This window comes from Streptomyces vietnamensis, from assembly GCF_000830005.1.
GTDB classification, from domain to species: domain Bacteria; phylum Actinomycetota; class Actinomycetes; order Streptomycetales; family Streptomycetaceae; genus Streptomyces; species Streptomyces vietnamensis.
On sequence record NZ_CP010407.1, the window covers coordinates 8,729,828 to 8,756,639 of the forward strand.

At 71.3% G+C, this 26,812-nt stretch carries 24 protein-coding genes; 10 read left to right on the forward strand and 14 right to left on the reverse strand.

Annotated elements, in window-relative coordinates; translation table 11 throughout:
• Positions 1–121: 121 nt before the first annotated feature.
• From SVTN_RS38765 to SVTN_RS38780, 4 genes are all read left to right on the forward strand, one after another.
• Entirely contained in the window at positions 122–2,419 is a 2,298-nt protein-coding gene (locus tag SVTN_RS38765; RefSeq protein WP_052499565.1) for an FUSC family protein, read from the forward strand.
• Between the two features lie 125 nt (positions 2,420–2,544).
• Positions 2,545–4,236: a helix-turn-helix domain-containing protein gene (locus SVTN_RS44005; protein WP_245727818.1), complete on the forward strand. Its 1,692-nt coding sequence runs from the start codon at positions 2,545–2,547 to the stop codon at positions 4,234–4,236.
• The gene (locus tag SVTN_RS38775; RefSeq protein WP_041133250.1) at positions 4,236–4,835 is read left to right on the forward strand and encodes a hypothetical protein; all 600 of its coding nucleotides are present in this window, start codon (positions 4,236–4,238) and stop codon (positions 4,833–4,835) included. The genes SVTN_RS44005 and SVTN_RS38775 overlap by 1 nt, the downstream gene beginning before the upstream one ends.
• A 419-nt stretch (positions 4,836–5,254) precedes the next feature.
• Positions 5,255–5,878: a TetR/AcrR family transcriptional regulator gene (locus SVTN_RS38780; RefSeq protein WP_041133251.1), complete on the forward strand. Its 624-nt coding sequence runs from the start codon at positions 5,255–5,257 to the stop codon at positions 5,876–5,878.
• A gap of 211 nt (positions 5,879–6,089) precedes the next feature.
• Here SVTN_RS38780 and SVTN_RS38785 read toward each other — a convergent pair whose 3' ends face one another.
• Genes SVTN_RS38785 through SVTN_RS38795 form a run of 3 tightly spaced genes read right to left on the reverse strand, consistent with a single transcriptional unit; the run spans position 6,090 to position 9,398 of the window.
• Positions 6,090–7,643, reverse strand: coding sequence for an FAD-dependent oxidoreductase (locus SVTN_RS38785; protein ID WP_041133252.1), 1,554 nt, complete (start codon positions 7,641–7,643; stop codon positions 6,090–6,092).
• Positions 7,640–8,545, reverse strand: a complete 906-nt coding sequence (locus tag SVTN_RS38790) for an alpha/beta fold hydrolase (RefSeq protein WP_041133253.1) — start codon at positions 8,543–8,545, stop codon at positions 7,640–7,642. Before SVTN_RS38790 ends, SVTN_RS38785 begins: the two co-directional genes overlap by 4 nt.
• A 19-nt stretch (positions 8,546–8,564) precedes the next feature.
• Positions 8,565–9,398 (reverse strand): alpha/beta fold hydrolase, encoded by an 834-nt coding sequence (locus tag SVTN_RS38795; protein ID WP_041133254.1) that lies wholly within the window; start codon positions 9,396–9,398, stop codon positions 8,565–8,567.
• Positions 9,399–9,671: 273 nt separating this feature from the next.
• On the opposite strand from SVTN_RS38795, the gene SVTN_RS38800 reads away from it, so the two are divergent.
• A complete protein-coding gene (locus SVTN_RS38800; RefSeq protein ID WP_041133255.1) occupies positions 9,672–10,688 on the forward strand; it encodes an alpha/beta hydrolase in 1,017 nt (338 codons plus the stop codon).
• Positions 10,689–10,804: 116 nt separating this feature from the next.
• Here SVTN_RS38800 and SVTN_RS38805 read toward each other — a convergent pair whose 3' ends face one another.
• The 5 genes from SVTN_RS38805 to SVTN_RS44525 form a co-directional block, all read right to left on the reverse strand.
• Positions 10,805–11,761: an ankyrin repeat domain-containing protein gene (locus SVTN_RS38805; RefSeq protein ID WP_245727819.1), complete on the reverse strand. Its 957-nt coding sequence runs from the start codon at positions 11,759–11,761 to the stop codon at positions 10,805–10,807.
• A gap of 215 nt (positions 11,762–11,976) precedes the next feature.
• Positions 11,977–12,870: an AraC family transcriptional regulator gene (locus SVTN_RS38810; RefSeq protein ID WP_041133256.1), complete on the reverse strand. Its 894-nt coding sequence runs from the start codon at positions 12,868–12,870 to the stop codon at positions 11,977–11,979.
• Positions 12,871–13,103: 233 nt separating this feature from the next.
• Positions 13,104–13,481: an FKBP-type peptidyl-prolyl cis-trans isomerase gene (locus SVTN_RS38815; RefSeq protein ID WP_041133257.1), complete on the reverse strand. Its 378-nt coding sequence runs from the start codon at positions 13,479–13,481 to the stop codon at positions 13,104–13,106.
• 156 nt (positions 13,482–13,637) lie between these two features.
• Positions 13,638–14,597, reverse strand: coding sequence for an NAD-dependent epimerase/dehydratase family protein (locus SVTN_RS38820; RefSeq protein WP_041133258.1), 960 nt, complete (start codon positions 14,595–14,597; stop codon positions 13,638–13,640).
• A complete protein-coding gene (locus tag SVTN_RS44525) occupies positions 14,594–14,920 on the reverse strand; it encodes a hypothetical protein (RefSeq protein WP_041133259.1) in 327 nt (108 codons plus the stop codon). The genes SVTN_RS38820 and SVTN_RS44525 overlap by 4 nt, the downstream gene beginning before the upstream one ends.
• A 106-nt stretch (positions 14,921–15,026) precedes the next feature.
• Between SVTN_RS44525 and SVTN_RS38830 the strand changes: the two genes are divergently transcribed.
• Positions 15,027–15,716: a TetR/AcrR family transcriptional regulator gene (locus tag SVTN_RS38830; RefSeq protein ID WP_041133260.1), complete on the forward strand. Its 690-nt coding sequence runs from the start codon at positions 15,027–15,029 to the stop codon at positions 15,714–15,716.
• A gap of 108 nt (positions 15,717–15,824) precedes the next feature.
• Here SVTN_RS38830 and SVTN_RS38835 read toward each other — a convergent pair whose 3' ends face one another.
• Positions 15,825–16,601, reverse strand: a complete 777-nt coding sequence (locus SVTN_RS38835; protein ID WP_041133261.1) for a hypothetical protein — start codon at positions 16,599–16,601, stop codon at positions 15,825–15,827.
• A 296-nt stretch (positions 16,602–16,897) separates the two neighbouring features.
• Between SVTN_RS38835 and SVTN_RS38840 the strand changes: the two genes are divergently transcribed.
• The gene (locus SVTN_RS38840) at positions 16,898–18,409 is read left to right on the forward strand and encodes an aldehyde dehydrogenase family protein (protein ID WP_078908682.1); all 1,512 of its coding nucleotides are present in this window, start codon (positions 16,898–16,900) and stop codon (positions 18,407–18,409) included.
• A gap of 91 nt (positions 18,410–18,500) precedes the next feature.
• Here the strand turns inward: SVTN_RS38840 and SVTN_RS38845 are convergent, their stop codons facing one another.
• From SVTN_RS38845 to phnA, 3 genes are all read right to left on the reverse strand, one after another.
• Positions 18,501–19,634 (reverse strand): TIGR03364 family FAD-dependent oxidoreductase, encoded by a 1,134-nt coding sequence (locus SVTN_RS38845; RefSeq protein WP_041133262.1) that lies wholly within the window; start codon positions 19,632–19,634, stop codon positions 18,501–18,503.
• A gap of 204 nt (positions 19,635–19,838) precedes the next feature.
• The gene (locus SVTN_RS38850) at positions 19,839–21,245 is read right to left on the reverse strand and encodes an MFS transporter (RefSeq protein ID WP_041133263.1); all 1,407 of its coding nucleotides are present in this window, start codon (positions 21,243–21,245) and stop codon (positions 19,839–19,841) included.
• Between the two features lie 164 nt (positions 21,246–21,409).
• On the reverse strand, positions 21,410–22,654 hold the full coding sequence (gene phnA, locus SVTN_RS38855; protein WP_041133264.1) for a phosphonoacetate hydrolase: 1,245 nt from the start codon (positions 22,652–22,654) through the stop codon (positions 21,410–21,412).
• A 227-nt stretch (positions 22,655–22,881) separates the two neighbouring features.
• Between phnA and SVTN_RS38860 the strand changes: the two genes are divergently transcribed.
• Positions 22,882–23,808, forward strand: coding sequence for a LysR family transcriptional regulator (locus SVTN_RS38860; protein ID WP_041133265.1), 927 nt, complete (start codon positions 22,882–22,884; stop codon positions 23,806–23,808).
• Positions 23,809–24,039: 231 nt separating this feature from the next.
• The gene (locus SVTN_RS38865) at positions 24,040–24,339 is read left to right on the forward strand and encodes a DUF6342 family protein (RefSeq protein WP_041133266.1); all 300 of its coding nucleotides are present in this window, start codon (positions 24,040–24,042) and stop codon (positions 24,337–24,339) included.
• Positions 24,340–24,717: 378 nt separating this feature from the next.
• On the opposite strand, the gene SVTN_RS38870 is transcribed toward SVTN_RS38865, so the two are convergent.
• Complete coding sequence (locus SVTN_RS38870; protein ID WP_052499566.1) at positions 24,718–25,344, reverse strand: TetR/AcrR family transcriptional regulator; 627 nt, start codon at positions 25,342–25,344, stop codon at positions 24,718–24,720.
• A 100-nt stretch (positions 25,345–25,444) separates the two neighbouring features.
• Between SVTN_RS38870 and SVTN_RS38875 the strand changes: the two genes are divergently transcribed.
• Positions 25,445–25,882 (forward strand): nuclear transport factor 2 family protein, encoded by a 438-nt coding sequence (locus tag SVTN_RS38875; protein WP_041133268.1) that lies wholly within the window; start codon positions 25,445–25,447, stop codon positions 25,880–25,882.
• 258 nt (positions 25,883–26,140) lie between these two features.
• Here SVTN_RS38875 and SVTN_RS38880 read toward each other — a convergent pair whose 3' ends face one another.
• On the reverse strand, positions 26,141–26,800 hold the full coding sequence (locus SVTN_RS38880) for a rhomboid family intramembrane serine protease (protein WP_041133269.1): 660 nt from the start codon (positions 26,798–26,800) through the stop codon (positions 26,141–26,143).
• Positions 26,801–26,812: the final 12 nt, after the last annotated feature.

Sequence of the window (26,812 nt, forward strand, 5' to 3'; positions counted from 1 at the left end):
TGTTCACCCCCAAGGTAAACAAGTGTGCACCCCGCGCCAAGACCGGGCCCCGTCGCATCCGGCACGACGGGGTGTGCGTCCCCGTCGTGCCGGGTGCGGCGGCGCGGGTGATGCTGGGGGCATGGGTGGCGCGTTCGGGCGATGGCCGCCGCCCGCCTACCGGGCGGCGGCACGCGGGGCTCTGCGCGTCACGATCACCGCCACGGCCGGGTTCTATGTGTTCCTCTACGGCTTCGACTCGGCGGTCGGCGCGACGTACGCGCTGTTCGGCGCGATCGCCATGGCCGGACTGTCGCGTCTCCCGGGCTCCGGGCGCCGACGGGCCACGCTGCTGCTGGGCCTGGTGCCGGTCTGCTGGGTGTTGATCACGCTCGGCACGTACCTGTCCGTGCGGACGTGGAGCGCCGTGGTCGGCATGCTGGTCGTCGGGTTCGTGCTGGCGTTCATGGCTGTCGGCGGACCACGGTTCGCGGGCGCGGCCACGGGCCTGCAACTGATGTACATCCTGCCGTCGTTCCCGCCCTACGACCCCGGTTCGCTGGGCGAGCGCCTGGCGGGGGCGAGCTTCGGGCTCGTCCTGCTGATCATCGCGGAGATGACGCTGCTGCCCGAGCCGGCGGCCCTGCCCTACCGGGAAAGGGCTGCCCGGGCCGCCGACGGTGCGGCGCGCTGCGCGGACCGGCTGCGTTCCGCCCCGTACACACTGCCGGAGGACGCGCTGAGCGCCGCCCGGGCCTTGAGCGAGGGGCTTCGTTCCTCCCGTGTCCCGGAGGCGGAACGGCCTGCCGGAGCGGGTGTGCGGCAGAGGGCACTGGCCCACACGGGCCTGGCGACGCGCACCCTGCTCGGCCGGCTGGCGGTGCTGCCGCCGCCTCCCCGGGATGCGGTTCCGCCCAGAAGATCCGGAGCCGGGGGGGCCGGGGGAGCCGGGGGAGCCGGGGGAGCCGGAGCGGAGCCGGACACGCCGGCGGGAGGACCGGCCCGGAAAGGCCGGGCCGAGGCGGCCGAGGTGCCGGAGACAGAGGACCCGGACCCACTGCGGGTGGTCGCGGACGTGGCGAGGGAGACCGCCGCCCGGCTGCGGGGCGCAATCCCCGACGGTCGGGCGCATGCCCGCCTGTGGCGGATCCGTCAGGCACTGACGGCAGCAGAGGACGCGCCTCCCGCTGTGCTGCGCCGCAATGCGGCGCTCCTGGAGGTGACGGACGCGGCGCTCGCGATGTCCACCGCGGCCGACATCGCCGTACGGGGCCGGGCGGCCGACGCACCGGCGCCGGGCCGGTTCTGGTACGCGCGGATGCGGGCGCCACGGTTGTGGTGGCGGCGCCTTTCGGGCCACGTCGGCGGCCGGTCGGTTTTCTTCCAGAACGCCGTACGGATCAGTCTGGCCCTGGCGGCGGCCCGGCTGATCGCGGGCGTCGACACGCTCCCGCACGGCTTCTGGGTGCTGCTCGCCACCCTGACGCTGACGCGCACGACGGTACGGGAGACCCGGACGACCATGCGGAGGGCGCTGACCGGCACGCTCGTCGGCGCGCTGGTCGCGGCGGCGTTGCTGGCGCTGGTCGGTACCGACATCGAGGTCTGTGCGGTGGCGCTGCCGCCGCTGATGCTGGTCACCTTCACGCTGGGGCCGGTGAAAGGCGTCGGCTGGGCGCAGGCGCTGTTCACGGTGGTGGTCGCCCTGGTCTTCGCGCAGCTGGCGCCGGCCACCTGGCAGCTCGCCGAGTTCCGGTTGCTCGACGTGCTGACCGGCAGTGCGATCGGTGCGGTGTTCGGACTGCTGGCCTGGCCGCGGGGCGCCCATGACGAGTTGCGGCGGTCGGCCGCGGTGCTGCTGCGGATCACCGCGGAGATCGTCGTGGCCACGACGGCGCAGATCGCGGCGGGCGGGTGGCGCGTGCCGGTGGTCACCGCGCCGGGCCACCGGTCGTTGCAGCATGCCCTGGTCATGGCGGAGTCGGCGTACGCGCAGTACCAGGGCGAACCCGAGGGGCCCGTTTCGCCGCCGGCCGGTCAGGACTGGCAGGCCGCACTGATCGCCGGGCACCACACACTGTGGGGCGCCGACCGGCTGCTCGTACCTCCCGAGCCGGTCGTGGTTCCGCCGCTGGGGAGAGAAGCCGCGGAGTCCGTCGTCCGTGCGGGCGACCGGGTCGCGGCGGCCATGCTGCTGACCTCCGCCCGGATGGACCCCACGGGGGACATGGTGGAAACGCCGGTACCACTCCACACCCCGACGGCCTCCGCCGCCATCGCCGATGACCCGCCCGGCGCACCGCGCGTGTACTACGCGACGGTCTCCTGGCTGGCCTCACTGAAAACGGACCTGGTACGGCTCACAGGCGACACCGGCAGAGGAGGCCCGGTTCGGCCGGGCCGCGCCCAGGAGGTGTCGCGGCGGATTCGCCGCCCCTGACCGGCACCGGAGTTCGCCGATGCCCTCACCGACGCGGACCGGACGGTAGTCCGGTTTCCCGGCATTGTGCGCCGGTGTCCTCATTGTGTATGCGTATTGCGTATCAGAAATGCTACATTGACATCGTGTTGAGTACGGAAGAGGTCCTCAGGATCACGGTGGCTGCGCTCATGTCACGGGCGGGCGAGAAGCAGGGCGACCTGGCTGCCGCGCTCGGGCTGTCCCAGGCCCAGGTCTCCCGCAAGCAGTCCGGCGGCGCCCACTGGTCGCTGGAGGACGTAGACCTGCTCGCCGCGCACTACCGCCTGGCCGCGCTCGACCTGTTGGCCGGTCCGACGCACGCCATCGGGGTCCTGCACGGCGCCGCCCCGAGCCTCACGCCCGGCACGCTCACCGTTCCCCCGGTACCTCCGGAACCCCCGGCCCCCGAACCGACGGCCGCCCCTGCCGCCGTGCCGTCGGTCCAGCCATCCGCAGCCGCGGTGCAACTGTGCGTGTTGTGCGGGCAGCCGACACAGCACGAACTGGAGGGCTTCCCGCAACACTTGACCGCGGAGGACTGCGCGGCGGCCGTTGCCGCGGCGAGCGCGCCGCCGGCCTCCGCCCCGCTCCCGGCCGCCGAGGAGACACCCGCCCCGGCTCTCGCGGCCCAGCCGCCGACGGTTGCCGTCACTCCGGCCGCTCCGGTCGCTGCGGCTGAGCCCGCCGTACCGGCCACCCAGGCCGAGCCCGCCACCCAGGCCGAGCCCGCCGAACAGGCCACGCCCACCGAACAGGCCGAGCCCGCCGAACAGGCCACGCCCACCGAACAGGCCGCGTCCGCCGTACCAGAGACGGCCGAGCCCCGGCGGAACGCACCCGGATACGCCTCCGGGACGCTGGTGGAGCAGATCGCCGGCCGTGTGCACGAGGTGCTGGCGGCGTGCTCCGGCGACATGGAGGCGGCGCAGGCCGAGCTGATCAAGATGGCCATTCCCGATGTGATGACGCTCCTGAAGGCGTCCCGGGTGGGCGGCCGTTACGAGCATTCGGAATTCCCGCCGACGCAGGAGATCCTCCGGAAGAAGTCCCAGAAAGGCGCGGACGAAATCTGGGAAGGCCGCCCCAAGTGGCGGAACCCCGAGCTTTTCGCGGCGGCGAAGCGAGGCGAGGAGATCGAGGTGACCGCCCTCGACATGAACGCCGCCTACCTGTCCGCGCTCAAGTGCTGGCTCCCGATCGGCCGGCTCGTCGAGGACACCAGTGGCATCCACGACCCGAAGAAGGCCGGCGTCCACCTCATCACCCCCGCCGCCTGGGACCACACCGACCTGCCCAACCCCCTGGGCAACCGCATGGAGCCGGGGGAGCTGTGGGTCGGCGAGTCCACACTGCGCCTGCTCCTCGACTGCGCCCGGCAGGGCCTCGCGGACGCCCCGGTGATCCACCGCTCCCTCGTCTCCGGCGCCTCCGAGGCCCTGCTCGAAAAGCTCCGCCGCGCACTGGCCGAATCCCGGAGAACCGCCCTCGCCGAGGGCGACGAACTGACCGTGGCGTACGTGAAGGCCATGTACTCCAAATTCGTCTCCACCATCGGCGAGTCCAGCGCGAACCGCGAACTGCGCCGCCCGGACTGGATGCACATCATCCGGGCCAAGGCGTTCGCCAACCTGTGGATGAAGGCCGACAAGGCGCGCAAGGCCGGGCTTCAGGTCGTGGAGATCTCCGGCACCGACGAACTTCACGTCGTGGGAGACTGGCGCCCGGTGTTCCCCGAAGGCCGGGACCTGAACCAGGTCAAGGAAAAGGCCACCTACATCCTGGGAGGTAAGCGCTGATGGCGGGATCACCCGACCTCTGGTCCCGATGGGGAGAATTCGGGAGGTTCAACACCCGGGGCATGAAGGGCGGCGAAGCCCTGATTCTGGAGCTCAACCGGATCGTCTACTCCTCCGGCATCTCCTCGCCCGTCACCTCCAAGCGAGGCCTTAATGCCCGTCTGCGGTACCTCGACAGCCCGGCCGGCCGCGCCGCGCTGAAGGACCAGGGCGTCACCGCCCGCACGATCCGCTCCTGGACGAAGGGCAAGTCCACCCCCACCGCGGCGAACCGCGAACGCATCGACAGCGCGTACTGGATCCGGCGACGGGAGAACCTGATCCGCTCCGGCTGGCTCAAGCGCCACCTCGACAACGACGGCCGGGGCCGCCGGATGGAGATCTACCCCGTCGACCAGAGCCACGTACCGGCCGAGCGCCTCCGCCCCAACCTCCAGCAGCGATCCATCACCGTCCGCTACATCTGGGGCGACCTCGTCGACGCCTGGGCCGCCCAGGACGCCGACACGGTCGACGAGATCTGGGACGACGTCATCAGCGACCTCGACTCCGACTACAACGCCTACGCCCACGTCTCCTCCGTCGGCATCGGAGCCTGACCCTGAGGACGCCGTCCGGCGCGCCCACGGCGGGTTGTGCCGAAGCGCGATAGTTGTCACTTGGGCGCGAGAGTTGTCACCAGCCGCCTTGGCGGATCGTGGCGCGCTGGGCTGTCCGCTGCCGGACACGGCGGCCGCGGAATGCGGTGAGCTGACCGTCCAGGTCCTTGCAGATCCGCGAGACCTCGCTCTTGGAGCATCAGTCCTTGGTGCTCACCCGCCCGCCGTCGAACTCCGTAGGAGCGGTCATCGACGGGCGGCTCGAAGGGGGCGCCGCCACTCGGTGCCCAACCGGCGGCCTCCATAGTGGATACGGTGTTGCTGTTATGGTGCTGTCCAAGGAGGTGGACGTTTCAGTGGCAGCAGCTGGTCCTACGCGAGCGACCCCGGCATCGGGTCGAGGCCCGGGGCGTCCGCCCGTGCCGCTGGAGCGCATCGTCTCCACCGCCCTGCAGATCGTGGACGACGAGGGGGCCGACGCTCTCTCGATGCGGACGCTGGCCCAGCGCCTGGGCTCGGGCACGGCGACCCTGTACCGGCATTTCGACAACCGGACAGCGCTGGTCGCCCATGTCGTGGACCGCATGTTCGGCGCCGTGGAACTGAATGGCGACGAACTCCTCGCGATGGGCTGGCAGCAAGCGCTGCGGACGGTCGCGCACACCATGTTCGACGCCCTGGCCCGGCACCGGAACGCGGCGCGCCTGATGGTCGAAGAGATACCCCTGGGGCCGAACGCCATGGCGCTGCGGGAGCACTGTGTCGCGGCGCTGCTCGACAGCGGCTTCCCGCCGCGACTGGCCGCGCACGCCTTCGCCACCCTCGCCCGCTACGTCCTCGGATTCGCCATACAGGTCAACGGTCATGGCGGCGGGCAACTCGCGGACGCACAACTGTCCGCCGTCTTCCAGAACGTCGATCCAGCCTTGTTCCCGGCAACGGCCACCGTCGCCGGGTCGATGCCCGTTCCGATCGAGGACGAGTTCTCCTTCGGACTCGAACTCCTTCTCAGCGGGCTTGCCCACCTGCACGACGACGTCTGACGGCCAGGACGACGTGCCCCGCCCCGGCCCGGAGCCTGGGAGTTCCTCCTGCTCACTGGCCGTGACGTCGGCTGCGCCCCGCAGATCGCGCTGGGGATGGTGCTTCAGGGCGTCGCGCAACAGCCGTTCCAGCGCAGGCCGGCCGATGACGACGCGCGCAGGAGGATGCGGCTCATTCAGTGGCCCCCGAACCGGGGGAGGTGTGGCCCGGCTAGGGCATGGTTCGGCTCCTTGTCTGCGGCGTCATCGCCCGCACGGCGGCTTGTGCGGTGGTGCGGAAGTCCCGGGTGGCGATGTGCCCGATGTAGCCGTCGGGACGGATCAGCAGCAGCGTGTCGCCGGTCAGGCCGTAGACACTGCGCAGCGTGCTGGCGGGGTCGGAGAAGGAGCGGCCGTCGCCCGCGGCCGGTCCGACGGTCAGCCGCTTCAGCTGGGCGCCCGTCGTCGGCCAGTCGAGGAGTTCGAGGTCCCGGGCGGCGCCGGGGCCGTAGGCGATGGCGGTGAAATGCGGTCCTTGGAAGAGCTCGAACAGGCGGGTCTCGGCGCCGTCGGCGCCGAGCAGGTGGGCGTCCGGGGCACGGTCGCCCACGTGCAGCGTGCCGGTGCCGCTACTGTCGGCGGGGGCGAGCGGGCCGCCGTAGTAGGTCAGGGCGAGCTGCTGCTCGTCCTTGCCGCGCTTCATGCTGGAGGGGTCGAGCTTGGCGATGCCGCCCCACTTCTCCGTGGACAGTCCAAGGACCCCGGCGGCGATCGGCTGCCGCTCGGCCTCGTAGGTGGCAAGCAGGGCCGCGTCGGCGCCGGCGAGGACCTGGCCGAGCTTCCAGCCGAGGTTGTAGCCGTCCTGCATACCGGTGTTCAGGCCCTGGGCACCGGCCGGGGTGTGGACGTGCGCCGCGTCGCCGACGAGGAAGACCCGTCCGCGGCCGTAGTGCTCCGCAAGACGGATGTTGGGCCGGAACACGGACTTCCAGTGGATCTCGTGCAGCTGGATGTGCCGGTTGCGGGTGTGGGAGTGGATCCGGTCGATGATGGCGCCGATCTCCTGGGGCGGCTTCTCGTCGGGTGTGAGCCGGATCATCCACTGGAACATGTCGCTGTCGGGGAGCGGGCAGGCGGCAATGAGCTTTCCGCCGAGGCCGGGCCACATGTGCCACCGGTTGCGGGCCAGGCCGCTGACGGAGGCATCCACGATCAGCACGCGGTCGGACTCGTCCGTCGTCCCGGCGAAACCGATGTCGAGCTGCTTGCGCACCGCGCTGGAGCCGCCGTCGGCCCCCACGGCATAGCGGGCGACGATCTCCTCGACCCCGTCCGCGCCCACCACCTTGGCGACCACCGTGTCCTCGTCCTGCGTCAGCTCGGTCAGTTCCTTGCCGAACTCGACCTCGCGGCCGAGCTCGCTGAGCCGGGCGTGCAGGGCGCGGTCCGTGCGGAACTGCGGGATCAGCCAGGTGTTCGGGTACGGGACGTCCGGGGTCGCCTCCCTGTGGGGGAACATCTTCCACGGCACGCCGATGGGTCCGGCATGGAGCCCGAGCTTGGGATAGAGGTCGCCGCCGGCCAGCACGTCGTCGAGAGCGCCGAGGTCTTCGAGGACTTCGAGGCTGCGGGGCTGGATGCCCTTGGCACGTGAGCCGTCGAAGGTGTGGGGGGACCTGTCGACGATCCGGACGTCGAGTCCGCGGCGTACGAGGTCGATCGCCAAGGCGGAGCCCGAGGGGCCGGCGCCGATGATCAGTACGTCGATGGCGTGGGGGTTGTTCATGGGTCGAGCCTTTCGGTGCGTGCGGACACGAACGGGACGAGCTGGTCGGCGACGTCGCGAGGCCGTTCGAACGGGGCCATGTGCCCGCATCTGGTGATGACGTGATGGTGTTGAGGCTTCAGCAGGGCGCGCGCCGTGTCGAAGTGCGCCGACGGCGTGACGGTGTCCTCGTCGCCCCACAGCAGCAGCGTCGGAATGCCCAGCGCCCCCGTCCGCCGGAAGAGGTCGTCACGGCCGGTGAGAGGCAGGTGCTGCAGGGTGTCGAAGACCGCGTACAGCGAGCCCTCGAAGCGGAGGGTGCCGAGGACCATGTCGGTCAGTTCCGCGCCGAGCCCGGGGTCCCGGACGTTGTGCCCGAGGTGCTCCTGGAGCAGCCGGAGGCCGCGACGGCGGACGACCACTCCGGCCAGCACGTCGTTGCGCAGCAGCCGGTCGGGGGAGGCCGACCGCGGTTTCGCGAGACCGGCGGGGCCGACGATGGTGAGCGTGGACACCGACGAGCGGTACTGGGCCGCGTACGTCATGGCGACGAGCGCGCCCATGGAGGTGCCGACCAGGTGCAGGGGCCGCGCCGTCAGGCCGAGCCGGTCCGTCAGCTCGGCCAGCTGCCGCGTGAACAGCGTCTCGTCGTATCGCGCCTGTACCCGGTCGGAGTAGCCGCGGCCGTAGGCGCTGCAGGTCAGAGTCCGCAGCCCGCGGGCGTGCAGCTCGCTGACGAGGCCGTCCCAGTAGAACAGCGGGATGGTCAGACCGCCCGCCATCAGGACCACATCCCCGTCCTCGGGCCCCGTCAGCTCGTAGTGGGTGACGCCGTCGGACAGCTCGATGAAACTGCCGCGCAGCGCCTTGCGCGAGTCGGCGGTGAGCTTGCGGTCCTCGCCCGGGGCGACGAAGTACTTCATGGAACGGGCCTCCTTGCCCTCAGATCGCGGGGGTGCCGGCGCAGGAGCCGAGGAACTTGGCGATCGCGTCCGCGACCCACCGCGGTTCCTCCTCCGGCAGCAGATGTCCGCCGTGGGGGTGGACGAGCTCCCGGGCGTCGGGGATGTCGCGGGCGAAGTGCTGGCCGTCGATGCCCGCGCTGCGCAGCACCAGCGTGGGCACCGTGATGCGGGGGATCTGCGCGCTGCGGTCCGGCTGGTCGGTGTTGCAGAAGTCGACGAAGGCCGAGCGGTTACCGGGGCGGCTCATGAGCTGATGGGCGCGGTCCACCATGGCGTCGTCCACGATCTGCGAACGCGGCCCGACGGCCTCCCGCAGGCTGCGTTCCACTGCCCCACGCGGCATCACCCGCCTCAGCAGGGGCCGCACCAGCGGGTTGCGGGTCAGGCGCATCCCCGCGGGCACCGTCTTCTCCGGGTAGCCGGTGGCATTGACCAGCACCAGGCCGGTCAGTCGCTCCGGGTGATCCAGTGCGACGTTCCAGGCGATGTGGCCGCCCAGGGAATTGCCGGCCACCGCGTAGCGCGGCACGCCCAGCGCCGCTACGAAGCCCGCCACCGTCGTGGCGTACGCCGGAACCCGGTAGTCGCGGTCCTTGCGCGGGCCCGTCAGTCCGAACCCCGGCAGATCGGGGCGGATGACATCGAACGAATCCGACAGCAGGTCCGTCACGTGGTCGAAGTGCTGCAGGGACGAGGCACTGCCGTGCAGCAGCACGAGTGCCGGGCCGTGCCCGGCGCGCTTGTAGTGGATCCGCAGGCCGTTCACCTCGACGAACCGGGAGTCGGGCTGGGGCTCAGACCAGGTACTCATAATGGCTACACTGTTACCGATAAGGTGGTCGTGTCAAGCGGAAGCCCTCGTCGCGGGCGCGGCGCCCCGTCTCGGCCGACTCCTGCACGACAACCCCGAACGCGACGACGCCGAAGCGGCCGACCAGGTCACCGAAGATTCGCTGCGGTCCCGGCGGCGAGACCCACGAGATCTGCAGGCAACCACTGCCCGACCTGGAAGGTGCGGCCGACCGGCAAGGCACCGCCCCTTGAGACCGAGAACCGCGACCCCCGAGCGAAAGGTGATCAGCACATGACACTCCGACGCGTTCTAGGCGGCCTGGGCGCCGCAGCGACCCTCGGCGCCGCCGCGGCGATCAGCGCACGTCGCCGCGCTCTGGCGGCAGTCCCCCGCGAGCTGCGGCACCCCGTGCTCTTCCTCCCGCTGAACTTCGGCAACCCCGTCACTCTGGCCGTCGCCCGCCGCCTCGTGCCCTTGGCGGGAGCCGCCTCCAGGCCCGGCGTCCGCATCGAGCGGCGCACACTGCCGGCCACGACCGACGACCTCCCCGTCGAGGTGCTCACCTACCAGGCATCAGGCCAAGCGCCGCGCGCAGCGCTGCTCTGGATCCACGGCGGAGGAACCATCATGGGTGCCGCCCGGCAGGAGAACACCTGGTGCAGCCGCGTCGCCGACGAACTCGGGGCTCTGGTCGTCAGCGTCGACTACCGCCTCGCACCCGAAAATCCGTACCCCGCAGCTCTGGACGACTGCTTCAGTGCGCTCCGCTGGCTTCACGCCAGTGCCGCCGCCCTCGGCATCGACCCCGCCCGCATCGCCGTCGGCGGCGAAAGCGCCGGAGGCGGACTCGCCGCCGCCGTGGTCCAGCGCGCCCACGATTCAGGAGTGCCGGTCCGGTTCCAACTCCTCGTCTACCCCATGCTCGACGACCGCACGGCTCTACGCGTCGACCCTCCCCACAGCGCCGTCTATACGTGGACCCCGGACTCCAATCGCTTCGCCTGGACCTCCTACCTCGGCCGCCCGCCACAGGACCGCGACGATCGCCCCTACATTGCGGCGGCAAGGCGTAGGAACCTCGACGGACTGCCGCCCGCGTGGATCGGTGTGGGCGACCTCGACCTGTTCCACGACGAAGACGTCGACTACGCCCGACGTCTGAGCGAGGCCGGCGTCGCCTGCGAGCTGCGGCTCGAATCAGGCATGTACCACGGTGCTGATGCCTTGCTCGACGGCAAAGCACCTTCGATGACCGCTTTCCGCGCTGCCGCCCTCGACGCTCTGCGAACTGCCCTGACAGAGCCCTGACCGCCCCGGACATGCCGAACCAGCCTCGGCGACCAGGCCGGCTCGGTCAGTCGAGAGCAGAAGGACACGGCCAACGCCTTCTCGGCACCCACGCGCCCGAGGACGGTTCGCTCGGGTCAGTGAGTCCAGTAGTCACGGTCCGGCAGTTCGACCCATACATCGGGAGGGCCGACGACGGCGCGCGCGTCGGGCGGACACAGTCCCGCGAACGCGCAGGCATGGGCCACGGCCTTGTACTGGTAGAGGTAGGCGTTCAGCACCTCCTCGGGGGTGTCGTCCTCGTACGGCCCACCACCCGGGTGGAGGTCCCAGCTCTCGACGGTTCCGTGACGGGCGACGCTGCCCTGGTTGCCGCTCTTGGGATTGGCGTACAGGCCGTAGCAGACGGTTCCGGCGGACAGTCGGGTCAGCACGCCCGGCATCTGCGGCGCGTATCCCCACGGTTGTGTCACCATGCACCCGCCCGGCACGGACGTCACGCCGATGAAACGCAGGCTCTCCTCCATGTCGTACTCGTACGGGGCTTCGAGCAACTCGTCGATGACCTCGCCCTCCACCGGCGCCGCCTCCAGACGGCGGACCGCTTCGGCCGCGTCGATCCCGGCCACGCAGGCCAGCCCCGTGCCCTCGTAGTGGAACTCGCCCAGCGCCGCGATGAGCCGGTCGGCCTCCCGCGCCGCCGCGCGCTCCGTGTCGGTCAGGGACACCTGCGCCGGTACCGGGAAGAGGCCCGGCGTCGGTCCGGCGAGGCTCAGTCGCCCAGGTGACCAGCCACCGATCGACGGCCGCCAGGGATCGGCCCCGGCAGCGGCGAGGGCACGCGCGTTCTCCGGCTTCCTGGAGACGACGGCCTCCCACAGGGCCGTCACCCCGTCCTCCAGCGCGTCCACGTCCGTCACGCGACCGGCCAGCTCGGCGACGACCTCCGGAGAGCCGAACAAGGCCGCACGGTGCAGCGGCCGACCCCCGCTCCATCTCTCCGGATCGGCGCCCTCGTCGAGGCGCCGGCGAATGTCGTCGTGGTCGGTCCAGTCCCAGCCCATCCCGGTCCAGCCGTCATCCACTGCCGTCACCGATCCCCCTCCCACGCCCGACCGCACGGTTTCCCCGCACGCGTCCACGCTCGCACACGGGTCTGACAACCCGCTGCTCGCCGCGCGACCTTCAAGGCCGAGGGCACTGGACACGGTTGTGCGGGAGGGCCGGACGGACGGGCGGGGCAGGCCGCCCATCCCTCAGACGGATGTCTGAAGGAATGGTCGAAGCGGCCGCCCCCAGATCCTGGTCTTCACGCCCCGGCGTTCCCGCCGGTCCGCTCGACCGGGATCCACAGCTGGGAGTCCGTCTCCGCACCGATCTCCACCGGCTGCGTCCGCAGCAGCTCCGGACCGGGCCGGCTCGCGTACGGGTTCGAGGGGAACCACTGCGTGAACACGTCCCGCCACAGCTCCTGGAGGGCGCTGGGATAAGGCCCGTGGTTGTCGAAGACCGCCCAGGTCCCAGCCGGCACGTCGAGGGCGTCGAGCTCCTCCGCGGCCGCCTCGGGGCCGGCGGCCACCCCGATCCAGTAGTCCACCTCGGCACCCTCCTCCCGGCTGTCGGTCAGGTGCACCACCGCCGACAGGACCCCCTCCGGCTCCCCGTCGGCCAGCTCCTTCATCCGCACGATCGCCTGCTCGTCCAGGCTCTGGACGTGTGCAGCGGCCGCGGCGTTGACCCCCTCGTGCACGAGGGGAACCCGCGCCTTCCTGCCGACGACCCGAAACGCTTCCTTCTCGACGATCCGATACCGCATGGCCGTACTCCCTTCGACGACGACACGGAAGGACATGCGCGGCTGCGCCGTGAGCGTCGCACCCGTGCGCCGGGCCTCGCCCGGCCCGATGCCGTGCACCGACCGGAACGCCCGGGCGAACGCCTCGCCCGAGCCGTACCCGTACCGCACGGCCACGTCGAGCAGCGTCCGCTCCCCGCCCAGCACCTCGGCCCCGGCGAGCGTCATGCGCCGGCGCCGTACGTACACGGAGAGCGGTATCCCGGCGAGCGCCGAGAACAGGCGTCGGAAGTGGTACTCCGACGTCATCGCGATCCGGGCGACCTCGGCGACGTCGACCTCCCGGCCGGCCTCCGCTTCGAGGCAGCGCTCGATGTGGTCGAGCGCCTGGTTGAGCTGCTCCAGCACGGGTGCGTGTCCTTCCCTCTGATGTGTTCACCGTAGGAATCACCACCCTTCCAGGACCCGACGATCCGTGCCCGGAACGATCGGGTGACCGACTGGTCGCGAGCCCGGTCGGCCTGCTGCCGCCCACGCACATCGCGAGCCCGGGCACCGCTGCGGTGTCGCGGTCGGCCGAGCGGCGGGTACTGCCCGGCCCTTGGCTCCGTACGGGCAGGCCGGGCGGCAGCAGGTCCGCCTCAGACCACCGAGAGCAGGTCCACCACGAAGACGAGCGTCGAGCCCGCCGGGATCAACGGCGAGGGGGACTGCTTGCCGTAACCGAGGCGCGGGGGAACGATGATCTCGCGCCGGCCGCCGACCTTCATCCCCCTGATCCCCCGGTCCCAGCCCTTGATGACCCTGCCACCGCCCACGGCGAACTTGAACGGCCGACCCCGGTCCCAGGAGGCGTCGAACTCCTTGCCGGACTCGAAGGTGACCCCGACGTAGTGAACCTGGACGACCCTGCCCGGCTTCGCCTCGGGCCCGTCTCCGACGACGAGGTCCCGGACGGTCAGCTCGGTGGGAGCGTCACCCTCCGGAAGGTCGATCTCGGGCTTCGTCGGTTCACTCATGGCAGCCTCATCACTGTCCGCCGGAAGGCCGCATACGGACCAGCCGGACGCATGGTCATTCCATGCGGTAGACGATCACGCTACCGAGAACGCCGATCCCCCGGGGTGCATCAAACCCCACGGGCGTCGTCCACGGTCGGATCGACGTCTGGGCGCTCACTTCCTGAGAGCGCGGTAGGCCGCCACCGTCTGTTCCAGCGCCTCCTCGGCCGGGGTGGCGACGGCGCCCAGCCGGTCCCGGACGAGGCTGGAGTCGACGACGAACGGCTCGGCGAACTCGTACTGCATCTCGATGAGTTCGCGTACGGTGCGGTTCACCGCGCCCATCGCGTACAGGGCGAACGTCGGCATCCGGCGCAGCCGGGCGGTGCCGGGGCGGCCGGTGGCGTGGTGGGCCAGGTCGACGAGCTCGCGGGTGGTGCGGGTGTGCGGGTCGTTGGGGAGGTGCCAGATACGGCCCGGGGCGTCGGGGTGGCGGCCCAGGAGGGCGAGCGCCTCCCCGATGTCGGGGACGTAGGTGTACGTGTGCGGCTGGTCCGGGTCGCCGAGGACGGTCGCGGTGCGCCCGGCGAGGAGGGCCGGGAAGACGAGGTCGCCGAGGTTGGACTGGGCGCCGCCGCGCGGCCCGAAGTAGTCGGAGGCGCGACCGATCGCCACCTCCACGCGCCCGGCCTTGTGCGCGGCGAGCAGGTCCCGCGCCATCCGGCCCCGGAGCCGCCCCTTGCGGGTGGTCGCGGCGTCGGGGGTCTCCTCGGTGAACGGGCGGCCCCCGGGAGGTCCGTAGCTGTAGACGTTGTCCATCGAGACCATGCGGGCACCGGCCGCCTCGGCCGCGGCGAGCACGCCGGCCTGGAGGGCGGGGAACTCCTGCCGCCAGCGGTGGTACGGCGGGTTGAGCGCCTGGTAGACGACGGCCGCGCCGGCCGCGACGGCGGTGGTGAACGCGGGGTCGGCCGCGTCGCCGGCGACCACCTCGACACCGTCGGGGACGTCCGCGCGGCCGGACCGGTTGACGATGCGGACCGGCTCCCCTCGGCGTACCAGTGCCTCGGCGACGGCCGTGCCCACGGCGCCGGAGCCGAAGATCACGTGACGGGGTGCGGTGGTGTGCTTCATGCGTCGACCTCGTGGAGGGAGCCCGAGCCGGTGGTCCGGCCGGGGGCGGTGGCGGGCAGGAGCCCGTGGAGCAGGATGCCGGAGAGGGCGCAGAAGGCGGGTGCGCCGGTGGCGCCGAAGACGGTGAACCGCGCGTCCACCCCGACACCGGCCAAGGTGGTCACCGTCCAGCCCCCGCCCACCAGGGCGCTCATCGCGTCGTCGACCGGACCGGCCGCCGCGCGGCCGGCGAGGCCCGCGATCGGGAACGCCAGGAAACCGGCCGTCCATCGGGTCCAGACGCGCAAGGCAGGGCATCTGGGAACGCGGATGAGGGTGCGCATGGGATCACCTCCATTTTCTGTACGCCGTGCAATTAATGTACGCCGTGCAAAAATGTCTCGTCAAGGTTTCCAGTCAGGACATCAGGACAGGCGAGGAGGCGTACGGATGGCACAGGACACGCCGCCGGCGAAGCGGGGCCGGAAGCGGGCGGTCGGCGAGGACGAGGTGGTCGCGGCGGCCATCCGGCTGCTCGGCGCCCGCGGCGCCGACGCGGTGAGCATCCGGGGCATCGCCGCCGAGCTGGGACTCGCGCCGAACGCCGTCTACACGTACTTCCCGGACCGTGCCGCGGTGGTACGCGCGGTCGTCGAGCACCTGCTCGGCGAGACGGACCTCGCGGCCCTCACCGCCCGCGACACGCCCTGGCGGGACCGCATCCACACGCTCGCCGCCGACCTGCGACACCGCCTGCTCGCCCACCCGGGCGCGGTCCACCTGCTGCTCTCCGGCCCGATGGACGGCCCTCACGCCCTCGCACTCGGCGAAGCCCTGCTCATGGTCCTCGAGGACGCCGGCCTCGACCCGACGGAGGCGGCGCGCGCCTCGTACCTGCTGATCGTCCAGGTCCTCGGGGCGATCGCCCTGGAAGCCGCCGAACTCCCCTCACCCGCGCCGCCCCCGCCGCTCGCCGAGCGGGTCGCGACCCGCCGGGAGCAGCTCCGCGCCGTCCCCGCCGACCGCTACCCCCGTACGGCCGAGGCGGCGGACACGATCGCGCAGTTCGTCTCCGACGAGCAGTACGCGTGGGGGCTCGACCGGGTCCTGGACGGCATCGCGGGGCGGGCGAAGGACTGAAGCTCCTTCCGGCGTTGCGCTACCGGCCCGCAGAGTCCTGCGTCAGGGCGCGTGAGCGAGAGGCCGGGCGAAGAAGCCGCACCGGCCCCCGTGCCGGTGCGGCCCTCCTCAGCTCGGGTACGCGATCGAGCCCAGCGGCGGGCAGGGGACGAGCGTGGTGCCGGCGCCGGGGCGCTCGACGAAAGCCCGGGCCTCGGCGGCCCGCAGGCGCCGGGAGTCCAGCTCGTCGGCGTGCCAGGCATCGTGCCTGGCACGGGCGTAGTCCCACGAGTCGTCGATGAGACTGAGGCTGGTATTGCCGGAGCTGCGCTGGAACTCCGCCTTCATGACGACCTGTTGGAGCGCGGTCTGGGCCGCGGCGAGATCGAGGCGGGTGATCAGGACGCCGGCGGTGTTCGGTTCGCGGGTCGGCATGGGGGCCTGGGGGAGCGGCGACACCCCGGTGTCGAGGCGGCCGATGTTGTCGACGCTCGCTTGCTGAGCGTCCTGCGACATGATCTGCATTTCCTGGTGCAGCCAGAAGAACTCGTCGAGGTCGGCCTGGGTGATGCGCATCCGCTGGTACAGGGCTCGGAATCGGGGATCGTCGTGCAGCGGGCGCATGGCGGCGACGTGCAGCGCCACGCAGTCGTTGTAGCCGGCCGACACCGCGGCGTCGAGGTGGAAGACGGCCTGGTCCGTCTGCCCTTGTACGCAGGCCAGGTCGCCGAGGCCCGCGTGGCCCGCGGCGACGAGCCACGCGCCGTGGGGGCCGAGCGCCGTGGCGCGCGCGACGACGTCGTGGAGACCCGCGGTGGTGGTGCCCACCGCGGCGGGACCGTTGGTCACGAGCCCCACCAGCAGTTCGTGAACACGGGTGGCCAGTGAGTTGACGGTGTCGACCATGGATCTCCTCGGACCTCGGTGGTGAAGAGCGAAAGGGCGTTGAGTCTCGGGCAACTCCCATAGACATGACGGGCGGACGGGGGGAACGGGTTCCTGCTCCACGAGCGCATCCCGCGCCGATCGGGTGAACTCCCGGGAACCCGAGAGGGATTCGGCCGGCAGTTCCAGGTCCATGATGGATAGGCGGTGGCTATCGCCGGCATTGGGCAATCGCGGATTGTGGGGGTTCTTGTCCTGGGCGAGTCTGGCCGGGGGCCGGTCGTGTGCGCCGGCCCGGGTCCGACGAAGGGGAGGGCATGGCTCGTTCACAGCACCTTCGGCAAGACGGCGTTTCGAGGCGTCTTCGGTACGACGACGTCTCCCGGCATCTGCGGCTGAACTTCGTCGACGGCCGGTGGGTTCCGGCGGAGTCCGGGCTCGTACGGGAGAACGTCAATCCGGCGGATTTCTCCGATGCGATCGGGGGTTTCGCGGAATCGGGCGGTGTCGATGCCGACCGCGCGGTCGACGCCGCAGGGGCGGCACTGCCGGCCTGGCGCGCCCTGGGCCCGATCGAACGCGCCGCGTATCTGGCGGAGGCGGGCCGGCTGCTCACCGCACGGGCCGACGAGTTCGCCGCCGCGATCACCCGTGAGCAGGGCAAGCTCCTGTCGGAGGCCCGGGGCGAGGCGGTCAGGGCCCGCGCGGTGCTGGACTTCACGGTGGGGCAGGCACGGCTGCTGGGCGGAGTGACGGTCCCGGCGGAGGACCCGCGGACCCTGGCGTACACCTTCCGCCGTCCGATCGGAGTGGTGGGGCTTGTCACGCCGTGGAACTTCCCGCTGGCCATTCCGATGTGGAAGGTGGCGCCCGCGCTGCTCGCGGGCTGTACGGCGGTGCTCAAGCCCTCGCCGTTGACGCCCCTGACGGCGGCACTGCTCGTGGAGGTGTTCCAGCAGGCGGGGCTGCCCGACGGGGTGCTCAATCTGGTGCAGGGCGATGTCGCCGCCGGTGAAGCCCTGGTCGCCAACCCGCAGGTGGCCGGCATCAGTTTCACCGGTTCGCTGGGGGTCGGCACGGCCATCCACACCGGCGGCGCCCAGCGGCTGTTGCGCACGCAGCTGGAGCTGGGCGGCAAGAACGCGGTCGTGGTGTGTGACGACGCGGATCTGGAGCGGGCGGTGGAGGCGGTGGTGCACGGGGCGTTCGGCCAGGCCGGGCAGCGGTGCAGCGCGACGAGCCGGGCCGTGGTGGACGTACGGGTACGTGAGGATTTCCTGCAGCGGCTGGTGGCGCGGGTGGCGGGCCTGCGGGTCGGGCCCGGCGACGACCCGGCATCGCGGATCTGCCCCGTGGTCAACACCGTACGCCGCGATGCCGCGCTGGCAGCGGTCGCCGGCGCGCAGCGGGACGGCGGGAAGGTGGTGTGCGGCGGCGGGCCCGAGGAGCGGCCCGACCTGCCCGAGGGCTGCTACGTGCGGCCGACGGTCGTACGGGACGTGCCGTGGGACTCGGAGCTGGCGCAGGAGGAGGTGTTCGGGCCGGTGCTCGCCGTCATCGACGCGGACGGTTTCGACGACGCGATGCGGATCGCGAACTCGGTGCGGTACGGGATGAGCGGCACCGTGTTCACCGCCTCGCAGTCGCGGGCGTTCGAGGCGATGGAACGCTTCGAGGCGGGGATGCTGCACGTGAACCGTCCGGGAGTCGGCGCGTACGCGCATCTGCCGCACACGGGCGCGAAGGCGTCGCAGTACGGGCCGCCCGAGTGCTCGCCGGAGGTGTTCGACTTCTACACCCAGTGGCATTCGGCCTGCATCGGCTACTGAGACCGCGGCCGCTGAGCCCGGCCCCCTGACACACCCGAACAGCACAGGGCCCCGGCGGGAGGAATCCCGCCGGGGCCGGTCCACGTGTGGTTCAGCCGATGACGGTTTCCTCGGCGAGGCCGAAGGACAGCGTCATGCCCGCGCCTCCGACGCCGTTGACGACGGTGACATGCGGTTCGGGGGAGACGAGGAGTTCGGTGCGTCCGTCGCGCAGGGAGGGGTAGTAGCCGGTCCAGCGTTCGGTGATGCGCGGGTCGGGGAGATCGGCGAAGGTGCCCAGGTAGTCGAGGACGGCCCTGTCGACCTCCTCGCGGGCGAACGGGTCGTGCGTCATGCCGTAGGCGTGGCTGTCGCCGATCGTCAGACGGCCGTCGGCGGTCTGGGAGAGCAGGACGTGGATGCCGTGCTCGCGGTGGAAGGGCAGCTGCCCGGCCATCCGCTCGGCGAGCGCCGCGCGGGACCGAAGGCCGTCGAAGGCGGCGTAGTGCAGCAGGGTCAGACCCCCGCACAACATCGGGCCGAGCTGCCGGCCGCCGGGCTGGACGCCGGTGCGCATCATCTGCAGCTTGCAGCGCACCAGACCGCTGTCGGCGAACACGTCGGGGTAGAGCGTGGCGAAGTCGTTGCCGCTGCACACGAAGACACGCTCGGCATGCCACTCGCCCGCGGTCGTGGACACGCGGGGCAGGCCGATGTCGCGCACGGTGGTGCCGAAGCGGATGTCGACGCCGTATTCGGCGACCAGGTACTCGGCCACGGCGGGGATGGCACGGCGCGGGTCGACGTTGACCTCGGTGGGGGACCACATGGCGGCGAGCAGTCCCTCGGGGCGGGCCACGTCGCTGCGTTCGAGGGTTTCGCGGGCGGTGAGCATGGTGACGCCGTGCTCGCGGGCGGCGGGCGTGGTGGCGATGAACTCCTCCAGGACGGCCACCTCGTCGGGGTGGTGGGCCAGGTGCAGGGAGCCGGAGCGCTCGGCCCACATGCCGGTCTTGGCAGCGATCTCCAGCCAGATCTCGCGGCTGCGCAGGGCCCGCTGGTAGATGTGGCCGCGTTCCTGACCGATGGCCCAGATCATGCCGAAGTTCCGGATGGAGGCGCCGACGGCGAAGTCGTCGCGTTCGATGACGACGACGCGTTCGCCGCGGCGGGCGGCGGCGAGAGCATGCGCGAGGCCGACGATGCCTGCGCCGACGACGAGGGTGTCGGTGTGCTGGACGCTCATGGGGGTTCCTCTCTCAGTACGTGACGGGTACGGCGAGGTCATGGCTGATGGGGGAGCCGGGGGAGGGGGCCCGGGGCGATGCGGCAGTACGGACCCGCGTACGAGGTGTACCGGGGTGTACGAGGCGACGCGGGCCGCACGGCAGCGACGTCACGCGGCAGCGCCGTGCCGTGCGGAGCGACGCGCCGCCGTGCCGTACCGGCGTCAGGCCGCCGTGCGCGGCAACCGGTTCCAGTGCGGCAGCATGAGCAGTCCGGCGAGCAGGGCCGCGCCGGCGAAGCCGGTGAACAGTACGCCGCCGGAGAGGAATCCGGGCAGCAGCCCGCCCAGGACGGCGCCGATCGAGCCGCAGCCGTTGACGAGTCCGGCGGCGGTGCCCGCCCCCTTGTCGGCGCCGAAGTCGACGGCGGCGACGCAGGAGATCATCGAGTCCGCGGCGTAGACGGTCAGTCCGATGACGGCGAGCACGGCGATCATGACGGGGACGCTGCCGGTGGCGGTCAGCGGCATGAACAGGGCCAGGGTCACGGTGAGCAGGGCCAGGGCCCACACGCACGGCGGCACGCGACGGGAGGCGAACAGCCGGTCGGAGAGCCAGCCCGCGGCGATCGGAGCGAGGACTCCGGCAACCCCGAACGCGACCGGGATGAGGACGGCGCCGACCTTGTCGATGCCGGGCAGCCGCCGGCTGACCAGGACCGGGCCCCACAGCAGGATGGCGTAACGGGCCGGCTTGAGGAGGAAGTACGCCGCCCCCAGCGTCAGGACCATCCGGTCGCGCAGAGTCTCGCGGTACAGCGCGAGCCCGCCCCGCGACGCCCTCGCCCCGGGCGCGGTGCCGTCCGCAGTCCGCTCCCACGACGCCCCCGCCTCGACCGCGGTGCCGTCCGCCGCCCGTGCGGCCGGCACCCGGCCGTCCTCCGCGCCGCCCGGTCCGGCGGAACCCGCGTCGCCGTCCTCGCCCAGCCCCGCATCGCGTGGCGTGTTCTTCTGGAACAGGACGAACGCCAGCAGCACGATGCCGAGGGTGGCGGCCCCGGCGAGGAACGCGAGGTGCCAGCTGTCGAACAGCCCGTACGCGATCCAGCCGAGGAACGGGGGCGCGGCCAGTCCGCCGAACGCGTAGTTGGTGCTCCACAGTCCCAGGACGCGCCCGCGCTGCTCGATGGGGAAGAAGCTGCCCATGTTCTTGCACAGCGGTGCCCAGCCGGCCGACTGGGAAAGCCCCTGCAGGACCATGGCGCCGCCGAAGACGAGCAGCGCGCTGCTCACGCCCATGACGCACGCCGCGGCGATGGCTCCGATCATGCCGCCGATGACGACGACGCGGGGGCCGAAGCGGTCGGCCCACATGCCCCACAGGAACTGCCCGACCGCGTAGGCGGTGAGATAGACGGCGTCGATGACGCCCAGGGCCTGCTCGGTGAGCACCGTGCCGGCGGCAGGGTCGTCGAGGATGCCGAGCTTGGCGACGGAGAAGGCCTGGCGTACGAAGTAGAACCCGGCGTACGCGAGCCAGGTGACGGCGAAGATACGGCGGCGCCAGCGGGCGGCGTCGGCCTTCGCCGTACGGGTGGGGACGGTGCGCGGTGATGGTGCGAGGTCGGCCATGGCGGTGTCCTCTGCTCTTCGTCGGGCTCGGTTCTCCTCGGGGGGCGCCGAAAGACACGGCGCCCCTTGGGCTCACTCGCGGGGGGTGTGGGTGCATGACGCGGCCCCGGCGCGCACCCAGGCGCGCGCCGGGGCCGGGTCAGCGGTGATGAAGGGGGCAGGGCTCAGGCGGTGAGGGGCTCACCGGCGGCGATGGCGGCCGCGACCCAGTACGCGTCGAAGTTGCGCAGCCGGTGCCCCTCGGGCAGGCCGGTGACGGGCGCGTTGACGAGGAACGGCACCTTCTGCTCGGTCAGTCCGCCGTGCGAGCGCAGCGGCTCGGTGAAGCCGGAGATGTCGTGGCGGGCGGGGGTCGTGCCGAGCACGGTGTTGCGTTCGGCGATGACGACGAGGTCCCCGATCCGGTCGGCGGGCAGTTCGAACCGGTCCGCGGCCGCCTCACGGGTCAGGACGGTCTCCACACCGCCCAGAGCGGCGAGCCGGGCACCGACGGCCTCCCGGTCGGCATCCGGGGGCAGATGCACGGTGGCGTAGGAGCCGAGGGCTCCGTGGTGGACGGTGTACGGGTCGGTGATGGGCAGTACGACGCGGGCGGCGCCGGGCGCGAGCGCCTCGTCGAGGACGTCCTGGAGGTGGACGACCCGGGCGGTGCCGTCGGCGTCGGCCTTGGCGTTCATGCCGTGGTCGGCGGTGACGACGAGGACGGCGCCGAGGGCGTCGATGCGCTCGAAGTAGCGGTCGAGCATGGCGTAGAAGTCGTTGGCCACGGGGGAGCCGGGGGCGTGCTTGTGCTGGATGTAGTCGGTCAGCGACAGGTACATCACCTCCGGCCGGTCGTGTTCGAGGATGTCGGCGCCGGCGGCGAGGACGAGTTCGCTGAGCTCGGCGCTGTAGACGGACGGCAGCCGCATCCCGGTCCGCGCGAGGACCTTGCTGATGCCGTTCTCCTCCTCGGTGGCCTGATCGGCCTTCTCGGCCGAGAAGCAGATGCCGTCCACCAGACCGCTGCCCAGGAGCCGGCGCAGCTTGTCCTTGGCGGTGATGACCGCGACCTTGGCGCCCTCCTGGGAGAACGCGGCGAACAGTGTCGGCGCGCGCAGCAGTTCGGGGTCGTTCATCATGACCTCGGCGCCGGCCTGCGGGTCGTAGAAGTAGTTGCCGCAGATGCCGTGCACGGACGGCGGCACACCGGTGGCGATGGACAGGTTGTTGGGGTTGGTGAAGGACGGCATCGTGCACTCGGCGCGCAGGTCGGCGCCGGCGGCGAGCATGCGCTCCAGGAAGGGCATGCGGCCGTCCGCGATCGCTCGCTCGTGGTAGGCGTCCTCACTGCCGTCGATGCACACCACGACGACGGGACGGCGGGGCCGAGGGTAGCGGCGCCCGTTCACTGTCAGCGGTTCGGTCATGTGCGGATCCACCCCTGATGGTCGAAGTCGCCGGGACGGCCGCCTCGGTGCGCCGTCCCGCAGTTTCATGGGTAGCACCGGGCCGACCGGCGGCAGAACCACCGGCTTCGTTATGACGCCCATAGCTCTCACGCCGCCGGGCCCCGCTGTCCGCACCCTCCCCAAGGGCCGTTCGCGCGGTTAGGCTCGGCGGCCAGGATGATCACCGAAGACCTCTGGGGAGGCATGTGGAACTCAACCTCCACCGTCTGTGGATCTTCATGCAGGTCGTGGAGCACCACGGCTTCTCCGCGGCGGCGCACCGCCTCTACATGAGCCAGCCCTCGGTCTCCAACCAGGTACGCCGTCTGGAACAGTCCCTGAAGGTCACTCTGATCGACCGTTCGGGCACCCGGATCCGGCCGACGGCCGAGGGCGAGGTACTGGCCGAGTACGGCAAACGGGTCTTCCTCCTGGCCCAGGAGGCGGTCGCCGCGGTCCAACAGGTGAGCGGCCTGGCCTCCGGACGCCTCCTGGTCGGCGGCTCGACCACGGTCGGCACCTACCTGCTCCCGCCGCTCCTCGCGCGTTTCGCCCAGCAGCATCCCGGCATCGACTGCGACATCTTCGTGGGCAACAACGAAGCGGTACTTGACCGGCTGGTCGCCGGCGACATCGGCATCGCGGTGGTGGCCGGCGCACCGACGGCATCACGGCTGGTAACCGAGACGGTACTGGACGAACGCCTGGTCCTGATCGCGGCCCCGGCCCACCCCCTGACCGGCCGGGACCAGGTCGGCCCGGACGACCTCGCCGACGCCCGCTTCCTCCTGCGCGAACCGGGCTCGCAGACCCGAGAACTGCAGGAACAAGCCCTGGCGCAATGGGAACTGACGGACGCCTCACGCAGCGACGTATGGGGACCCGAAGCCCTCAAGCAATGCGTATCGGCGGGCCTCGGTCTGGCGCTGATCTCGGAACATGCCGTAGTGGACGATGTCCGCGCGGGAACTCTGGCCATCCTCCCCATCAACCCCCTGCTCCGCTCCCGACCGGTCACCCTGGTCTACCGCCGCGACCGCCTGCTGTCCCCGGCCGAACGGGCCTTCACCACCCTGCTGCGCTCCGTCGGCCGCTGGCCACGAGAACTCCCGGAACCGGCAGACGGCTCCTGACGGTTCGGCATGGCAGAACGTGGCCCCAGGTCTTGTCACGGCTCTTTTCGGGTGTTTCCGTCGCTCTGGGGCCTTGGGTGTCAATTCGCGACTAAGCAGAAGGAAAACCAGTCATATTCACGGGACGCGGTGCCGCTTTGTGAACGAACTGCGTAGGTTCTGGGGCGGTTCGGGACGCCCTGCGGCAGCCCGGCCGAAAGATCCTGTCACCGGAACCGGAGGGGAAATCGCATGGCTGACATCGATCTCGGGGTTGCGTCGGACTGGGACGAGGGGGACATCCACGGCCGCGTCAAACTGCGGCAGAACCAGGTCTACCCGACCTCGCCGAAGAAGGACGTGCTCATCAGTTCCCCGGTGAGCATCGAGCTGTCCGTGAACACGAACTACTCCTCCTCCCAGGAGGCGGACAAGATCTACTTCACGACCCATCACGGCTCCACGAAGAAGATCATCGCGGTGCTCGACTCCGACGGCAACCTGCACATCGCCGGCCGCCTGATCGCCGAGCAGAAGGACCTCCAGTACTAGGACGCCCCCGCACGACGGAGGGTGGCGGTCTCGCCGCGGCGAGACCGCCACCCTTGCGTGATCCGGGGAGGAACCGCCCCACGCCCAGCACGGTGAGGCGAGGCCCGGACGCCACCCCGCCGACCCGTGGCCGAAGCGCTTTCGACGTGCTCCGGGAGCCGTCTCAGGGGAACGCTCCGGTACGCCTGCGGAACCGCGGGAGCCTGTCGGTGAACGGCCTTACGCTCGTGGGCCGTGGGGCAGACCCCGACCGCGCTCGCCGAGCGCGGCCGACGGGGGAGAACGTGCAGGGCCCTTGTCCGGGTGACGTGAAGAGTGCCGGCCGGGCGGAACGGACAGGTTCGAGCCGACCATCCGTGGGGACGGTCTCGGGCGGCCTCAGGAGTGGAAACGTCCTTGTCCTCCCGGGCTCCCGGCACGCGCCCTCAGCCCGTCGCGGACGACCGCTCGGGCGCGCTTCGCGGCCTCCGGGTGACCGTCCAGGTGCTCCAGCATGCGACAGGTGCCCACCAGGATCGCCGTCAGCTCCGGCACCTCCAGGTCCCGTCGCACCACGCCGGCCTGCTGGGCGCCGTCGAGGAGGGCGGCGAGCACCTCGCGCAGGGCGCGCCCGGCCTCGGAGGTGGCGGCCCGGACATCGACCCCCGCGTCCGCGAGCGCCGCGGCGAAGGCATTCTTGACGGGCGACTGATCCAGTACCAGATCGAAGAACGCGAAGAGGGCGTACGCCGGCCCGAGTTCGGCCATCAGGCGCTGCCCCTCCTCGGCCAGCCGTTGCAGTCGTCGGACGAGTACCGCTTCCAACAGGGCTTCCTTGGTGGGGAAATGCCGGAACACGGTGGCGATGCCGACCTTCGCCTCCCGGGCGATCTCCTCCGTGGACGCGCCGGTGCCCCGCTCGGCGAAGACCGCTTCAGCGACCTCCAGCAGCCGCGCACGGTTCCGCCGCGCGTCGGCGCGCAGGGGCTTCACGCCCGTGTCGGGGGGAGTCTGATCTGTCGTCAAGTGAGCCTCGCCATGCCTGGACAAACGGAGTGGGCTATCCGTATCGTCGGAAACGGAGTCGCCTATCCGATTATAGGCGGCGGGATCACGGAGGTAGGCCATGTCCGCACCAGCTACGCCCCGCGAGATCTTCGGGAAGTTGACGGGTCTCATCTCGGCGGGCAAGTGGAGTGAACTCCCCGAGCTCTACGCGGAGGACGCCGAGGTGGAGATCGTCTTCTCGCCGGTTCCCCCGCGCCGCATCCATGGCCGGGCGGAACTCCGTAAGCGCTTCGATGCCCTGGGAGCCTCTGATGCGATTCGCCTGCGTGCCGAGAACATCCGCATCCACGAGACCGACGACCCCGAGGTGGTGATCGCCGAGTTCGACTACGAGGGCCTGTACCCCGCCACCGGCCGCACCTTCCGCACGGCCAACATCCAAGTGCTGCGCGTCAGGAATGGCCTGATCGTCGAGACCCGCGACTATCACGACCACCTCGCCTTCGCCGCGGCGGACGGCCGCGCGAGCCAGTTGCTTGCCGCGCTGGACCGGTAAGGCCGACCGATATGTAGGGCGGAGGCCCGTCGGATCCGTCAGATCGCCGACTACGACATCCCGGTCGCCGCGGCCACCGACCTGGTCGACCCGCGCGTGACATCCTGCGGCGTCTCCTCGCTCTGCGTCCCGTGCCTGCGGGGACGGTCCGCTGCTCCTGGCCGGCCCTTCCGGCTCATGGATGTCGGCGGCCGGTTGCGGTTCCCCGCAGGCGGCGGGTTCCTGGGGAGCGATGTGGCCGCCGTCCGTCGCTCGGGATCAGGCCACCAGGTGTTGCCGGGCAGGAGACGCGAGTCCGACTCCGAGTGCGCAGCCGACGAGGAGCCCGACGCCGTGGTTGTTGGCGAGGAGGCAAAGGGCAAGGCCTGCGGCGGGGATGAGGAGGGCCACCCGTCGCAGGGCGGTGACGCTGCCGCGCGTCGCGTAATGGGTGCCGAGTGCGCCGACGAGGCCGCAGATCGCCACCGAGTCGCCGCCTCCTTGGAGACTCCAGCCGGCCATGCTCACCGCCTGTGCCGTCACACCGCTCGTCGTGAAGATCAGTACCATCCGCCAGGGACCGAACTGTCGCTCGGCGACCGGAGCGACAACGGCCAGCGCAGCGAGGTTGAAGACGAGTTGGAACCATCCTGAGGACTGCACCATCAAGGCGGTCACGGCTCGCCACCACGCGCCATGGGGGTGGCGCTCCAGCGCATCGATCATGGCGGGGGCGACCACCTGGGCCACGCCGAGCGCCACCATGGTGCCCATCAGCCCCGCAGCGGCTCTCGGGACCGGCCGCCGCCACGACTGCAACAGGGCCAGCGGAGGAGCCTTCTCCTCGCAGTCCTTCACGGCGAGCGCCGCCAGGAGTTGGACGCCCGACACGACGACGGCCGCAGCGCACCCGTAGAGCAACACACTATGCATGTCCATGCCCACAGCCTG

Coding starts and splice junctions, on each gene's coding strand:
- SVTN_RS38795 (WP_041133254.1), bottom strand. CDS start 9,398: ATGAGTACCTGGTCTGAGCCCCAGCCCGACTCCCGGTTCGTCGAGGTG.
- SVTN_RS38775 (WP_041133250.1), top strand. CDS start 4,236: ATGGCGGGATCACCCGACCTCTGGTCCCGATGGGGAGAATTCGGGAGG.
- SVTN_RS38800 (WP_041133255.1), top strand. CDS start 9,672: ATGACACTCCGACGCGTTCTAGGCGGCCTGGGCGCCGCAGCGACCCTC.
- SVTN_RS38785 (WP_041133252.1), bottom strand. CDS start 7,643: ATGAACAACCCCCACGCCATCGACGTACTGATCATCGGCGCCGGCCCC.
- SVTN_RS38820 (WP_041133258.1), bottom strand. CDS start 14,597: ATGAAGCACACCACCGCACCCCGTCACGTGATCTTCGGCTCCGGCGCC.
- SVTN_RS44525 (WP_041133259.1), bottom strand. CDS start 14,920: ATGCGCACCCTCATCCGCGTTCCCAGATGCCCTGCCTTGCGCGTCTGG.
- SVTN_RS38845 (WP_041133262.1), bottom strand. CDS start 19,634: ATGAGCGTCCAGCACACCGACACCCTCGTCGTCGGCGCAGGCATCGTC.
- SVTN_RS38850 (WP_041133263.1), bottom strand. CDS start 21,245: ATGGCCGACCTCGCACCATCACCGCGCACCGTCCCCACCCGTACGGCG.
- SVTN_RS38835 (WP_041133261.1), bottom strand. CDS start 16,601: ATGGTCGACACCGTCAACTCACTGGCCACCCGTGTTCACGAACTGCTG.
- phnA (WP_041133264.1), bottom strand. CDS start 22,654: ATGACCGAACCGCTGACAGTGAACGGGCGCCGCTACCCTCGGCCCCGC.
- SVTN_RS38790 (WP_041133253.1), bottom strand. CDS start 8,545: ATGAAGTACTTCGTCGCCCCGGGCGAGGACCGCAAGCTCACCGCCGAC.
- SVTN_RS38865 (WP_041133266.1), top strand. CDS start 24,040: ATGGCTGACATCGATCTCGGGGTTGCGTCGGACTGGGACGAGGGGGAC.
- SVTN_RS38840 (WP_078908682.1), top strand. CDS start 16,898: ATGGCTCGTTCACAGCACCTTCGGCAAGACGGCGTTTCGAGGCGTCTT.
- SVTN_RS38765 (WP_052499565.1), top strand. CDS start 122: ATGGGTGGCGCGTTCGGGCGATGGCCGCCGCCCGCCTACCGGGCGGCG.
- SVTN_RS38875 (WP_041133268.1), top strand. CDS start 25,445: ATGTCCGCACCAGCTACGCCCCGCGAGATCTTCGGGAAGTTGACGGGT.
- SVTN_RS38880 (WP_041133269.1), bottom strand. CDS start 26,800: ATGGACATGCATAGTGTGTTGCTCTACGGGTGCGCTGCGGCCGTCGTC.
- SVTN_RS38830 (WP_041133260.1), top strand. CDS start 15,027: ATGGCACAGGACACGCCGCCGGCGAAGCGGGGCCGGAAGCGGGCGGTC.
- SVTN_RS38815 (WP_041133257.1), bottom strand. CDS start 13,481: ATGAGTGAACCGACGAAGCCCGAGATCGACCTTCCGGAGGGTGACGCT.